A 13,633-nucleotide genomic window follows, 5' to 3' on the forward strand; every position below is an offset into this window, starting at 1 on the left:
GATAGAAAGAAGATTATAATATGAAAATTAAGCTTAAGAAAAAAAGAATTATAAGTGTATTGTTGGCTATTACATTAGTAGCAATAGGGTATTACATGTTTCAATCTATTACGAATCCTAAGCTGGTAAATGCGGAAGAGGCAAATAGTGTTCAACAAGTGAGCAGTCTACCTAAAAATGAATTGAAAAAATCGATACCTAATCGTTTTGATGGTAAAGAAAGAAAAGTTGTATATTTAACTTTTGATGATGGACCAGGAAAATATACAGCTAATCTATTAGATGTATTAAAGAAAAATGATGTGAAAGCAACATTCTTTTTAATTGGCGATAACGTGAAAAGGTTCCCAGATTTAGTGAAACGAGAGCATGTAGAAAACCATTATGTGGGCATGCATAGTATGACACATGATTTTAAAAAGCTGTACACCAATCAGGAATATGTTAAGGAAATGAAAGAAGATCAATCTTTAATTAGAAATGTTATTGGAAACACACCGAAATTAACACGTCCACCATATGGATCAATGCCTGGCTTAAATGAATCACTTCGAAATGAAGTGGTCGGAAATGATTTGAAAGTATGGGATTGGACAATTGATTCTTTAGATTGGAAATACAATAAATTACCTGTGGATGTAGCGGCCGCAAAAATTGTTCAAAATGTCTTAGCAGGTGCGACGTCTTCAAAGGAAATTGTTTTAATGCACGATATTCATCCACAATCTGTCGCAGCAGTTCCAGCAATAATAAAAGGATTAAAAGAAAAAGGGTATGAATTTGAAGCTTATGATGAGAATAATCATTTTCCAATAAACTTCTGGCATGATAATCGTATATAAAGAGATGTATTAGTTAAAAGAAAATCAGAATGGAATAAGCAAATCATATAGGGTTTAAATATTTGTAAGAGCGTGTTTAGATAGATGAAACACGCTCTTTTTACTGGGCTATTTTATTGTAGATTTAAGTATAGGCTTTCTAATTTCAGAAAAATTTATATGATTTTTTCATTCATTTCTACATAAGCGTTGGATATTTCGTATGTTTGTCTAGAGTGAAAAGAACTCATAAAAAACCGCCATTATTCACGTTCTTCTTCATATAATTGCACCGCACTTATTTTTTGTATGTGGTTAAAACTAGTTTTTAAGAAGCATATGTTTTAGCAACTGCAGAAATTCTGTATCACTTTTATCATCTTTTATATAATCCTGTTCGTAGTTAAAAATCATTCGTACTAACATAAAAGCTGTAAGCGGTAATGGGACCTTATGCAAAGCTCCTTGCTGATAACCTTTTTCAAGTAAATTACTTATCATGTTAATTGCTTCTTCTTCAGATTGTTTAAAACAAGTTGTAATTTCAGGTGAATGGTACTCTTTATATTCTTGAAAGAGTGTAGAAACAAATGGATCTTGATGATATTCTAGGCTGATATAATGAAGAATTTTTTGTATTCGAAGTAAAACATCTTTTTCTTCTTTATATAAATTAAATAATTGTGAGCGTTTAAGCTGAATATGACGCATATAGCAGTCACATAATATTTCAGTTTTATCTGTATAGTAATAATAAATAGTACCTTTACCAACTTTAGCTGTCTTTGCAATTTCATCAACCGTTGTGTTACGGACACCACGCGTAGAGAACAGTATTGTGGCAGATTGAATGATTTTCATTTTTTTATTTTCTTTTTCTAATTTGATCATTGTCTACACCCTATCCTTGAAATATTTAGCGAAGTTTTCTGTCTTTACATTCTGTATTAGTTCATTTCTAATTTTGTAAATCCTAATAGAAAGTCCTCTATTTGCTTCTTATAGAATAACATACACCATTCTTATTTCTAGTATATAACTATAATAGAATGCAACTGTATCACTTAGGATGAAAATGAAAGTTTAAGGTAATAATTTTTTAATCGGACGATGAGAATTCAAGTGAAAGGGGACGGTGATTTCTTTCTTGAGTGAATTATTTGATTTTTTATTCAATTCATTTTATTATATAAACATGACTAAAAGATGATTTTAGTCGGATTTTTTTACGAAAAACCGACTGATATTTGATTTTAGTCGGTTTCTATACTATTTGAGAGAAGGTAGACACTATGTGTGGAATTGCAGGGTGGATAGACTGGTCTAAAGACCTGTCTAATGAACAAGAAACGTTAAAAAAAATGACAGATGCTATCATTCACCGAGGACCTGACGCAGAGGGGCATTGGTTTTCAAAACGAGCGGCATTAGGTCATCGACGTCTCATCGTCATTGATCCTGAAGGTGGCCTTCAACCTATGCTGTATAAAGATGGAAATAATACGATTGGCCTTACGTTCAATGGAGAAATTTATAACTATCAAGAATTACGTAAAGAACTTGAGGAGAAAGGTCATGAATTTCAGACCAAGTCGGATACAGAGGTATTACTACACGCTTACTTAGAATGGCAAGAAGATTGTGTTCAACACTTAAATGGGATTTTTGCTTTTGGTATTTGGGATGAAAGATTTGGGAAATTGATGCTTGGTCGTGATCATCTAGGTGTGAAACCTTTATTTTTTGCTCAAAGGGGAAGTGCAGTTCTTTTTGGTTCAGAATTAAAAGTTTTACTTTCGCATCCATTTGTAGATGCAGAGGTAGATAAAGAAGGACTTTCTGAAATATTCTGCCTTGGACCAACACGTACTCCTGGTCATGCTATTTTCAAGGATATACATGAAGTGCGTGCTGGCCATTATATGACGTTTACCTCTAATGGCTCGACTACGACACAGTATTGGAAACTTGAAAGTAAAAAACATGTAGATGATATTGATACAACAGTCGAGACAATCCGCTCCATTTTACAAGATACGGTTAAACGGCAGTTAATTGCTGATAAACCAGTGGTATCTATGCTTTCCGGAGGTTTAGATTCCAGTGGTTTAACAGGTTTAGCAGGAAATGAATTTGGGAATAAAGGGGAACGCCTTCATACATATTCCCTGAATTTCATCAATGATGAAAAAGACTTTGAGCAAGACTTCCTTCGTTTTGATCGTGATGAACCTTGGGTGAAACGTGTGGCTGAATATGTAGGAACAAAGCATCATTCTATAGAGTTAGGATCAGATAGTTTAATAGAGTATTTATTAACTCCAATGCGAGCGCGTGATCTACCTGGAGTTGGAGAACTGGAAACGTCTCTTTATTTGCTATTTAAGGAAATGAAAAAAGACGCAACAGTTGCACTTTCAGGCGAATCCGCAGATGAAGTATTCTCAGGATATCCATGGTTCCATCAAGAGAAGTTTCTAGATGCAGAGATATTCCCTTGGAGTGTTAATTTATGGTATAGCACAGAAATTCTATCAGAGGATTTTAAAGCGAAGATTAGCCCTGAAAAATATCAAAAACAAAAATTTGAAGATGCGGTTGCTGAGGTTCCTTTTTTAGAAGGTGAAAGTGATCTGCAAATGAAGCAACGTCAAATGTCTTACATGTTTATTACACGTTTCTTGCCATTTATGCTAGAACGAAAAGATCGCACAAGTATGATGAATGGCTTTGAAGTACGAGTTCCATTTTGCGATTACCGGCTTGTAGAATACTTATGGAATGTCCCATTCGAAATGAAAAGCATAGACAATATTGAAAAAGGTATTTTACGTCGAGCTTTTGAAAATGTACTTCCAGAAGATGTGCGTTATCGCAAAAAAAGTGCATATCCAAGCACAAAGGATGCCTCTTATGTACAAGGTATTAGTGATTGGATGTTACATGTGTTGAACAATCCTGAATCACCTATTTTGCCATTGATTAATGTAGAAAGAGTTCGTGCTATTGCAGAAGGAAAAGACGAAGTAATTTCAGGTAATGATGCACGAGGTATAATAGATTATTTACTTCAAGTTAATAGTTGGCTTCAGGAATATAATATTAAATTAGTATGGTAGATGTAATTTTCAAATAAAGAGAATAGCTGAAACATCAATGACCTAAGTGAACCGCATTTCCAATGGATTAGATATTTATCTAATAATTGGAGATGCGGTTTTATTATTTTGGGGTAACTAGTTCTTTTAGCATAATAGCGATGTGTTAGTTCTAAAAACTCAAGAAAGCTTTAGAATACTATTATAGTTGGTCAAGGACATGAACTAGACACCTAATTATTTCAGAGGATTTCTCGATTTGCTCTGGATCAAAATCTGAAAGGTTCGCATTAAGAATATGTTTTAGTTTTTTCTCTCTTTCTAAGTGACAGTTTAAACCACTAGGCGTAAGTTGGACATTGACAACTCTCCGGTCGTTATTTGAACGAACACGCTCAACGTAACCAGCCTGTTGTAATCCATTGATTAATTGAGTAATACCAGCGGCGGTAGTTTCTGCTCGATCAGCTAATTCTTTGACTGACAATTCGCCTTCTTCAGCTAATACTTTAAGGGTTCGAGCATGGACCATTGAAACTGCCCCTAATGTACGAGTAGCTCGCCCTCTTAAACGTCCATCGGCTGCAGTCAGACTATATATAGCTTGACTAAGTTCGTCTATCGCAGTTAACTTATTTGAAGAATTTTTCATAACATCACCATTTTCCCGTTAACTAAGTACTTAATTATATGGTGTTAACATTAACATATGAAAAAGAGTAGAGTCAAATTAAGTAGAGACTGGCTATTCATTTTCCAAGCAATATTATATATGCTCACCTTAAATCATCAATAAAATAATAAGACGACTTGGTTTGTAGTCTTGACAAAAGTACATATTATACTTCATTATTTTAATTAAGTACTTAATTGTTAAGTACTTAATTAAAATAATGAAGGATGATTATTATGACTCAACGTTCACAATCTCAAGGATGGGCTTTAGATATAGCCCTTGCACTTGGTGGGTTTGATGCTTTGCATCCTGAAGCAAAGGCAACTATGGAACAGTTAGGACATGACCACACTGATTTTGATAAAGTTTTTTCTCAAGTAAAGAGTGGAGCAATGATACCAAAAGCATGGGCGACGGTTGCTTCTCAGGCTCAAGAACGTGCAAAACATTATGAACAAAAGGGATTCACTGTTACTGCTCGTGATCTATATCAGCGAGCTGCTGTTATGTGGGGACGTGCACAATATTCATATTTTAATGATGATCCACGAAAATTGGCATTTCGAGAACGTTGTAACGAATGTGTGGCAGCTATTTCATCACTTGGAGGAGGAACAGTACAACGTATAGTACTAGAATTTGAAGGCAAACAGATATATGCACTACTTCATTTGCCCTCAGGTGAAGTTCAGAATGCACCAGCAGTAATATTAGGTCCAGGTATGGATATGATTAAGGAAGACTATATACAGATTGCGCAACGTTATTATACGTCTCGTGGTATCATAGCTCTATCAATTGAAGGACCGGGTCAAGGTGAATCTGTATCTGAAGGTCTAAAAGTCGATTTGACTAATTACGAACGCGCCGTTAGTTGTTATATCGATTTTCTATTAAAACGGCCTGAGGTTGATCCAAAACGGATTGGATTTTTTGGTATCAGTATGAGTGGGTATTGGGGGATGCGAGCTGCTGCGAGTGATAATCGTATAAACGCTATAGCCACTTTTGAAGGTGTATATGGTGAATTTGATACCATCTTTAACAGAGCTCAGCCGAGTTTCAAAGCCAATTTTATGTACATGTCTGGTTACACTGATGAAGTTGCTTTTGAAAACGAGTTGAGTAGCCAGATGAACCTGTGGAAATTGGCGCCAAAGATTACTTGTCCAGTCTTCATGGGAATAGGAGAATTTGATGAACTTACCCGTTTGGAAGAAGCATTAAGTCTTTATGAGTTTGTAGAAGCACCAAAGGAGATACGCGTCTATGAGAATGAATTTCACCCGCTTGGTGGAGTAGCTGCAGAAATTTTTCGTTTTGGTGCAGAGTGGGTGGAACTTGCACTTGAAGGAAACTTTAAAGCTAACCATGATGAGCGTTATTACATGCATCGTGATGGGGGTGTTACTGAAGGGACAGCTTTTCCAACTTATTGGCTTGGTGCCCAGCCGGCGGAAATTAAAGCACGCAAAAAGTGTAATAAATTAAACGCTTGTAATAATTAACAAATTTATACTGATTAAAAAAGAAAACAACAAAAATAGTATGTAGCTTTTTTACACTATTTTTGTTGTTTTCTTCAAATTTTTAGACTCCTCATAATTATGGACATTGATGAGGATATTCAAAGTGCGGAAGACTTCGAATTGCTGAAAAACACGGAGGAAAGTTACAGGAAATGTTAAGGGATTTATAAAGTAGGAAGACAAACTATATTTTTTCTTGAGCACAACTAGCATACATATATTCTCTAGGGATCCAGACCCGAATTGTTGAGACAGACAATGACAAATCTACGGTCTGAGGAACATGACCTTCATAAAAGGCTAAGTATCATTGGATGGGATTGCAAGACAAATCAAAGTCCCTATTTTTGAATTTTTAAGTTGATGGATGTGTGGCGGTACCCCATAGCTATTAAGTTAATATTTTAAATTACCCCCATAACGAAAATTTTATATCACTACAACAGTCATTTATGAGAAGTTAAGGCATTTTATTTATTGCTATGCTGTTTTCTTGTGACACAGAGTACAATTATAGACAACATCTAAAATATTAAAGACTTTCTTTTTCTCATAACAGTGGAACTTTCGCCATTTTTCTGTAGGAGGATAAACAGGCGAAGCAGAATTACTTGAGTTGAAAGTTCTTGATACAATCCGATATAAGCTTAGTAAATTTCGTGGGTTTGTCCTGGTTATAGCTAGAATGAATTTGACAATTGTTACAGAAAAAAGAACTGACATTCTTACAAATCTGGAAAATTGAAAATGGCTGTTTATGAAACTTTCAATATTTATAATTAAAGTTGGTGCTACTTCTTTATTGCATTAGATAGCAATGTAATTTATAATACGTTTAAATGATTAAATTCTTAAACGGAAGGTAATGTTAGCGAAATGAACTGTAATGATAAAGTAATGCATATTTTAGAAAATTTAAGACCATGTTTCCAAGGGTTGGGAGATCCAACTCGTCAGCAAATTGTATCGCTTTTAATTGATAAAGATAGCTTGAATGTGACGCAAATTGCGGAGCATATTCCCATGTCAAGACCTACTGTATCTCATCATTTGAAAATATTGAAACAATCAGGGTTACTTCGAGTTCAGAAAAAAGGCACTGAAATGTATTATTGTCTTGAATTTAATGAAACAATAAATCTTTTAAAAGAACTTGTTTCTTTAGTTGAAGATGAATGTAAGAATTAGGTACTCATTTATAGTTTAGGGGCACCCTTTGTCCCTTTTTTTAGCGACATTATGTTAAAAGGTTTAAGTTTTTAATCATTTAAACTTATGATTTCACACTAATTAAAATGGAGGTTTCAGATGAATAAGAAAACAGTATTAATTGTTGGTGGGTATGGTGTTGTTGGTAGTCAAATTGCTCAAATTTTACATGATCGACATCCTGATTTGGAAATTAGATTAGGAGGAAGAACTTTAGGGAAAGCGTTACCTTTTGAATCAGATAGAGTAAAAATAGTCACTGTAGACAACACAACAGATGATCCGTTAAGAAATTTGGATGATAATTTCACATTAGTTGTTAATGCGGTTAATGACCCGCAAGATAGACTACTTCTATCTGCAGTTCAAAAAAAAATTCCATTGGTTGACATTACTCGTTGGACTGAACGTTTTAAGAGTTCTATTGATCGATTAAAAAATGTTGAGGTCCAATCCCCTGTTGTATTAGCTTCAGGGTGGATGGGAGGGACAGCAGCCCTTTTTGCTAAAATGTATTCAAAAGATATTCAAGAGGTTACGGTTGATATCAACGCACTATATTCTCTTCAAGACAAAGCAGGACCAAATTCAACAGCATATATGGACCGGTTAACGATTCCATTTGAAGTCAAAGCTCGAGAGGGAATGCGACAGGCTTATCCAATGACTGATCCGATCAAAGTCCGCTTTCCCAACGGTTATATAACCAAATGTTATCGTTTGGATACTCCTGATCACGTAACCCTGCCAGAATCAATTCATGCTGTTTCGGCTAACTTTCGGATTGCTTTTGATAGTAAAATATCTACATATGGACTGGTTTCTCTGGTGAATACAGGAATTTGGAAACTGATTAGTGGAGAAAAATTTAATGACTTACGAAAAAATATTCTTTATAAACCCGGAAGTGGAAGTGCACATAACATAGTTATTCATCTTAAAGGTTATGATGCTAATGGTGTATTGCATAGGCGATGTGTGAACATATCAGATCCGTTAGGACAGACACATCTTACTGCTTTAGGAGCAGCTGTCCAAGCAGAGAACATTTTACAAACATCTGATATTATGGTTCCGGATTCTAAAATTTACTTTCCGGAAAATTTATTAGATTTGGGTATGAATGCATCTGTAATTTTAGATTTTTATAGGGAATATGGGGTTAATATTACGAAAGAAAATATATAAAAGGTATCGTTCTATTCGTGGTAGTACACATATGGCTATCAAGCAAAGAAGAGCAAATACCCCAAATAACTTAATGGCAGTTTAGTTTAATAAGAACCAATGGTAAAATGATGAGAATTAATTATGCTATGGGGCTGGTCAGTTGTAATTTTATAAAGGAGTTGTGAAAAGTTGAAATATCGCAAAGCAAATATAGATGATATTGATAAATTGGTCGAGTTAAGAAAAAGCAATTAGTTGATGAGGGGATAGAACCTAATATAGATATTGGTAGAGAACTATATGCTTTCTTTAAAAATAAACTAAGTGAAGGTACTTTAATTGAATGGCTAGTGGAAGATAATGAAGAAACTATAGCTTGTGGTGCAGTAATTTTTTATGAATTTCCACCTTGTTACACCAATAAGACTGGAAAAAAGGCTTATATCACAAATATGTATACTAATGAAAATTATCGTGGGCAAGGAATCGCAACAAAGCTGTTAACTAAATTAGTTGATGAAGTTAAGATTTCAGGTATCTCACAAATATGGCTTGGGGCTTCAAAAATGGGTAGACCAGTGTATAGTGTATAAGAAGTTTGGTTTTATGGAAACTGATGAATTTCTAGAATTAGGGTGTTTTTGCCCATCCACCGAAAAAGGGGAATAAGACAAGATATTCCAATGTGGAAAAGTAACTCTAAAATCAACCTTTATTATATATTTTGGAGTTACTTGACGTTAACTTTTCTACGGAAAGTTGACACTTTTATCCTATGCCTAAAGGCGGACTGAATTCCTGCATAGGTTTTCCAGTATCACTGAATTTGTAATGAAAAGTTGTGAACAATTGAAAAAATAATGGTTGAAATAATGAAAGGTGAAAAGGAGTTTATTTCTAATAAGCGAAATATTATATTGTATTGTTTTATCCTAAATTATTTGTAAAGGTGGATACATAATGACAGTAAAGAAGCTTTATTTCCTCCCAGCAGGTCGTTGTATGTTGGATCATTCTTCAGTTAATAGTACACTTACACCGGGTAAACTACTAAACTTACCTGTTTGGTGTTATCTTTTGGAGACAAAAGAGGGACTTATTTTAGTAGATACAGGTATGCCAGAAAGTGCTCTTAATAATGAGAATCTTTTTAAAGGTACATTTGTTGAAGGACAAGTTTTACCTAAAATGAATGAGAACGATAGGATCGCAAATATTTTAAAGCGTGCCGGATATGAGCCAGAAGATCTTCTTTATATCATTAGTTCTCACTTGCATTTTGATCATGCAGGAGGAAATGGCGTTTTTACAAATACACCAATTATTGTACAGCGTGCTGAATATGAGGTAGCACTCTACAGAGAGGAATATTTGAAAGAATGTATATTGCCGAATTTAAACTATAAAATCATTGAAGGAGATTATGAAGTAGTGCCAGGTGTGCAATTAATATATACACCGGGACATACGCCAGGTCATCAGTCATTATTAATTGAGACGGAAAAATCAGGTCCAGTGTTGCTAACTATTGATGCATCATATACGAAAGAAAACTTTGAAGATGAAGTACCGTTTGCTGGGTTTGATTCGGATTTAGCTTTATCTTCAATAAAACGTTTAAAAGATGTTGTTAAGAAAGAAAATCCGATTATTTTCTTTGGCCATGATATGGAGCAAGAAAAGGGCTGTAAAGTGTTCCCGGATTATTTGTGAGATAGCATATAAAAAGTCATGGGCTCGTTTGAGGTGACCCCGAAAGTTAGGTCATGACTTTTTGTTTTGGGGTGTTATAAAATTCTTAAGTTGATGGGCATGGGGTAATAATATGAATTGGAGGTTCCTTTCTAAGAGTAGGGAGTCTCTTTAATCTCGCTACCGATAATCAAATGATATGTTAATTAGATTTGAATATTGTATGCATCGTCTTTTCTTCAATAAATATTAAGTGATAAACTTCATATGTAGTATATAAGGAGATTATCTCATAGGTTATTTGCAAATATTAGATGGGGAGTATTTGACACATACATAACCTAAAGATTTAGATGAAATTAATATAGATAAGTATTTACTACGATTGCCTTCCTATTTTTCTTAGAATTTTTTTAGTGAATCAAAATTTAAATTGCGTATACATCTTTTGTATTAGTAGACCTAAGTCTAAAAGTATGTACAATTACACCATTTGACTAATGGGTAAACTTCACAAACTGATATATACTAGTATTGTGTCTTGCCTTTTTAGGTGTAGTACACAGCCGGTGATTGGCTAGTGGATGTCCTTCCATTTTGCCAGTGCCGGTTTTTTGTTGGATAATAGAGAAAATGAAGTTTTTATAAGGAAAGAAGGGGTTGTTTTGAAAGATGTAAATTCTATCTTTATGAGAGAAAAGATTGCTAGTTTTTATCTTTATTTTATTTCTTTTCTTGGTTTGGTTACTATAACTATATCTTTACTTGAAATTAAAATCCCTTCTCATCTAACAATACTAATATTGTTGTTACTTTTTATGGGGATTGCAGAGTATTTTCCTGTAAGATTTTGGAGAGGAACTAGTTCGCTTACCTTTCCGATAATTTACGCTATGAGTTGGCAGTTTGGAATCCATATAACTATTGTTGCTATTGTACTTGTCACGCTAATTATTCACCTGCATCGTCGTTCACCGATACAAAGAATGTTATTTAATAGTACTCAACATGCACTTAGTTTGATCTTTGCCAAATGGTTTTCAGACAAATGTATGTCCTTAATAATTAATAAGATAGGTATATCAGTTCTGTATGAGAATTTAATATCTTTGTTATTATTTTGCGTGTTTTTTTGTTTTTTCAACAATCGCTTTTATGATTTGTTAATGATACTTCTTCCGCAGCCATATTCAATTTATCAATGGTATAAAAAAACTATTACGGTATTTCTTTGCGAAACTTTTGGTTTCTCTTATGCGGCACTGATGCATGTACTAATTAGTACATATAGTGTGGAAGTAAACGAAATTACAGTACTGTTTTTCTTTTTTCCACTTGTAGCAACTTCAGTAATTAGTTCTTTTTCTGTACGGATAAGGATGGAAAAGGAACGATTATATGAGTTATTTCTTATTACGACCGAAATTAGTCGAGGATTAACCGGAGGAAACTTGAAACATATTAAACAAGCACTTAAAGGTTTTTTTGGCATACAAGCATATGTAATATGGACAAAAGATGATGGTAACTGGAATATTCTATTAAAAGATGGGAAAGTCCGTTCTGATATATCTGATGATTCAGAAAAGTTAGAGGCGTTTGAGGGACTTTCTAAAAATCTTGTATTTAATGATTGGAAAATTGGTACTGCTCCTGAAGATGAAATATTTGATAGTGTTATACGCTCACTTGTATATTTTCCTCTTATAGTAAATGATGAACTAGTCGGAATGTTTGTTGCAGGGAAAAGTAGAAATGCGGGTTTCTTTCCGGAAGATGTACAGTCGTTAGCTACATTTTCTAACCAATTAGCTAACGTAGTTAAAACAAGGTTATTGATTTCTGAACAGGAAAAAAGAATGATCTTAGAAGAAAGGAATAGAATCGCCCGTGAAATTCACGATGGTATTGCGCAAACATTAGCCGGGGTGATATTCCAATTAGAATCCGCTCGGAAAAAATACCGTGATAAACCAATTGATATGCAGCAGGTAGTAGAGAAAAGCATAAAAGATTTAAGAGGAAGCCTAGGAGAAGTTCGCTACTCTATTTATGCTTTAAAGCCATATCCGACGCAACAACTAGGCCTTAAGCAGGCGATAGCAAGTAAAATAAAATCTTTAAAACAAGAATATGAACTAGATATTACATATCATGAAAGGGGTCATGCACGTGCGCTTAGTTTTTCAAAAGAAAGGGTTATTTTTGATACATTACAAGAGAGTTTGCAAAACATTGTAAAACATGCGCAAGCAAAAAAGGCTGATGTTTTAATCAGTTATCAAAGGGAGCACGTGCTTTTAAGAGTTAAGGATAATGGAGTTGGCTTTTCACTATTTGAGTCTATGGTTAAAACGAAGAATGAGCCACATTATGGTATATTACATATGAATGAACAAGCTGACCAATTAGGGGCTACTTTACAGATTGATAGTTCTGTAGGAAAAGGGACAGAAATTACACTGTTAATTCCAGATTCACAAACAAGGGGTGCGTAAAATGATTAAAATATTAGTAGTAGATGATCATGCTTTTTTACGGGATGCAATTCGGAGCATACTAGAGGATGAATCTGATATAAAAGTGGTTGGAGAAGCTAGCTCTGGAGATGGAGTATTGGGAAAAGTAGAAGAATGCCGACCAGATTGTATTTTGATGGATATTAATCTTCCAGGGAAAAATGGGATTGAAGCTACAGAGTTAGTGAAAAAAAAATATCCGAGTTGCCGTGTACTTGTGTTTACAATGTATGAACATGACGAGTATTTAATGGATGCACTCCAGGCCGGTGCTGATGGTTATTTATTGAAGGATTCATCATCAGATCAGGTAGTAGCAGCAATTCGAATGTTATATCGAGGCGATTCAGTCATTCATCCGCGTATGACTAAAAAATTAATTACATATCATCAGCAAAAAATGAAAGTAGAATCAAATGAAAATGAACTGACGGAACGTGAAAAGGAAATTCTCTTTGAACTAGTAAAAGGACTTAGTAATAAAGAAATTGCTGAAGTTTTATATATTAGTGATAAAACAGTTAAAATTCACATCAATAAAATTTTTAAAAAGCTAAATGTGAAAAGTCGATCGCAAGCAGTGATTTATGCAGTCCGAAATCAATTAGTTCCGCTAGATTAAATAAGAAATCTATCAAAGAACTATCGTGTCGCTTTATTCTGTATTACAAAGAATAAAGGAAAAGGTAGTTCTTTTGTACTATGTAGGCATAGAATCCTTAGAGAAAAGATACTCCTTTTGTTTAATTTTCAGAATAATAAAAATGTGGAATAATAAAAATAGAATTACATTTTAATCTTGTTAATAATTCATTTTGTGAAAATCTTTTGTTGGAAATAAATGACGGAGGGCTCTTATAGAAAGAGTAAAGTGAGTGGTTAGCTATGTAAGGTATGGGGATGGTAGTAGTGTTGGAAA

At 34.1% G+C, this 13,633-nt stretch carries 10 protein-coding genes and 2 pseudogenes; 9 read left to right on the forward strand and 3 right to left on the reverse strand.

The genetic code is table 11. From position 1 onward, the window contains the following. Nucleotides 1-20 precede the first annotated feature (20 nt). The gene (locus AC1Q51_RS03725) at nt 21-842 is read left to right on the forward strand and encodes a peptidoglycan-N-acetylglucosamine deacetylase (protein ID WP_016083086.1); all 822 of its coding nucleotides are present in this window, start codon (nt 21-23) and stop codon (nt 840-842) included. A gap of 300 nt (nt 843-1,142) precedes the next feature. On the opposite strand, the gene AC1Q51_RS03730 is transcribed toward AC1Q51_RS03725, so the two are convergent. Beyond that, on the reverse strand, nt 1,143-1,712 hold the full coding sequence (locus tag AC1Q51_RS03730) for a TetR/AcrR family transcriptional regulator (RefSeq protein WP_000593069.1): 570 nt from the start codon (nt 1,710-1,712) through the stop codon (nt 1,143-1,145). Between the two features lie 401 nt (nt 1,713-2,113). Here AC1Q51_RS03730 and asnB point away from each other — a divergent pair, with 401 nt between their 5' ends. Then, a complete protein-coding gene (gene asnB / locus AC1Q51_RS03735; RefSeq protein ID WP_071714852.1) occupies nt 2,114-3,940 on the forward strand; it encodes an asparagine synthase (glutamine-hydrolyzing) in 1,827 nt (608 codons plus the stop codon). Between the two features lie 181 nt (nt 3,941-4,121). Here asnB and AC1Q51_RS03740 read toward each other — a convergent pair whose 3' ends face one another. Continuing rightward, nucleotides 4,122-4,571 (reverse strand): MarR family winged helix-turn-helix transcriptional regulator, encoded by a 450-nt coding sequence (locus AC1Q51_RS03740; protein WP_000798525.1) that lies wholly within the window; start codon nt 4,569-4,571, stop codon nt 4,122-4,124. A 257-nt stretch (nt 4,572-4,828) separates the two neighbouring features. On the opposite strand from AC1Q51_RS03740, the gene AC1Q51_RS03745 reads away from it, so the two are divergent. Beyond that, the gene (locus AC1Q51_RS03745) at nt 4,829-6,103 is read left to right on the forward strand and encodes an alpha/beta hydrolase (RefSeq protein ID WP_061660955.1); all 1,275 of its coding nucleotides are present in this window, start codon (nt 4,829-4,831) and stop codon (nt 6,101-6,103) included. 501 nt (nt 6,104-6,604) lie between these two features. On the opposite strand, the pseudogene AC1Q51_RS03750 reads toward AC1Q51_RS03745, so the two are convergent. Continuing rightward, a pseudogene (locus AC1Q51_RS03750) lies at nt 6,605-6,753 on the reverse strand (IS4 family transposase); the annotation flags it as partial. Between the two features lie 247 nt (nt 6,754-7,000). On the opposite strand from AC1Q51_RS03750, the gene AC1Q51_RS03755 reads away from it, so the two are divergent. The 6 genes and pseudogenes from AC1Q51_RS03755 to AC1Q51_RS03780 all read left to right on the forward strand — a co-directional run bounded on the left by AC1Q51_RS03755 (nt 7,001) and on the right by AC1Q51_RS03780 (nt 13,336). Continuing rightward, on the forward strand, nt 7,001-7,312 hold the full coding sequence (locus AC1Q51_RS03755) for an ArsR/SmtB family transcription factor (protein WP_000995770.1): 312 nt from the start codon (nt 7,001-7,003) through the stop codon (nt 7,310-7,312). Between the two features lie 120 nt (nt 7,313-7,432). Next, nucleotides 7,433-8,521 carry a saccharopine dehydrogenase family protein gene (locus AC1Q51_RS03760; RefSeq protein WP_098235915.1) on the forward strand — a complete coding sequence of 363 codons (1,089 nt, stop codon included), beginning with the start codon at nt 7,433-7,435 and terminating at the stop codon, nt 8,519-8,521. 171 nt (nt 8,522-8,692) lie between these two features. Beyond that, nucleotides 8,693-9,172, forward strand: a pseudogene (locus AC1Q51_RS03765) (GNAT family N-acetyltransferase). A gap of 291 nt (nt 9,173-9,463) precedes the next feature. Next, a complete protein-coding gene (gene aiiA, locus AC1Q51_RS03770; protein WP_000216603.1) occupies nt 9,464-10,216 on the forward strand; it encodes a quorum-quenching N-acyl homoserine lactonase AiiA in 753 nt (250 codons plus the stop codon). 644 nt (nt 10,217-10,860) lie between these two features. Then, nucleotides 10,861-12,693, forward strand: a complete 1,833-nt coding sequence (locus AC1Q51_RS03775) for a GAF domain-containing sensor histidine kinase (RefSeq protein WP_492331433.1) — start codon at nt 10,861-10,863, stop codon at nt 12,691-12,693. Nucleotide 12,694: 1 nt separating this feature from the next. After that, nucleotides 12,695-13,336 carry a response regulator gene (locus AC1Q51_RS03780; RefSeq protein ID WP_000590664.1) on the forward strand — a complete coding sequence of 214 codons (642 nt, stop codon included), beginning with the start codon at nt 12,695-12,697 and terminating at the stop codon, nt 13,334-13,336. Nucleotides 13,337-13,633 lie beyond the last annotated feature (297 nt).

The sequence above is a fragment of the Bacillus sp. MT94 genome (assembly GCF_058792475.1).

What these genes read in the sequence shown, in the direction of transcription:
- AC1Q51_RS03725 (WP_016083086.1), top strand. Translation starts at nt 21, where the DNA reads ATGAAAATTAAGCTTAAGAAAAAAAGAATTATAAGTGTATTGTTGGCT.
- AC1Q51_RS03730 (WP_000593069.1), bottom strand. Translation starts at nt 1,712, where the DNA reads ATGATCAAATTAGAAAAAGAAAATAAAAAAATGAAAATCATTCAATCT.
- asnB (WP_071714852.1), top strand. Translation starts at nt 2,114, where the DNA reads ATGTGTGGAATTGCAGGGTGGATAGACTGGTCTAAAGACCTGTCTAAT.
- AC1Q51_RS03740 (WP_000798525.1), bottom strand. Translation starts at nt 4,571, where the DNA reads ATGAAAAATTCTTCAAATAAGTTAACTGCGATAGACGAACTTAGTCAA.
- AC1Q51_RS03745 (WP_061660955.1), top strand. Translation starts at nt 4,829, where the DNA reads ATGACTCAACGTTCACAATCTCAAGGATGGGCTTTAGATATAGCCCTT.
- AC1Q51_RS03755 (WP_000995770.1), top strand. Translation starts at nt 7,001, where the DNA reads ATGAACTGTAATGATAAAGTAATGCATATTTTAGAAAATTTAAGACCA.
- AC1Q51_RS03760 (WP_098235915.1), top strand. Translation starts at nt 7,433, where the DNA reads ATGAATAAGAAAACAGTATTAATTGTTGGTGGGTATGGTGTTGTTGGT.
- aiiA (WP_000216603.1), top strand. Translation starts at nt 9,464, where the DNA reads ATGACAGTAAAGAAGCTTTATTTCCTCCCAGCAGGTCGTTGTATGTTG.
- AC1Q51_RS03780 (WP_000590664.1), top strand. Translation starts at nt 12,695, where the DNA reads ATGATTAAAATATTAGTAGTAGATGATCATGCTTTTTTACGGGATGCA.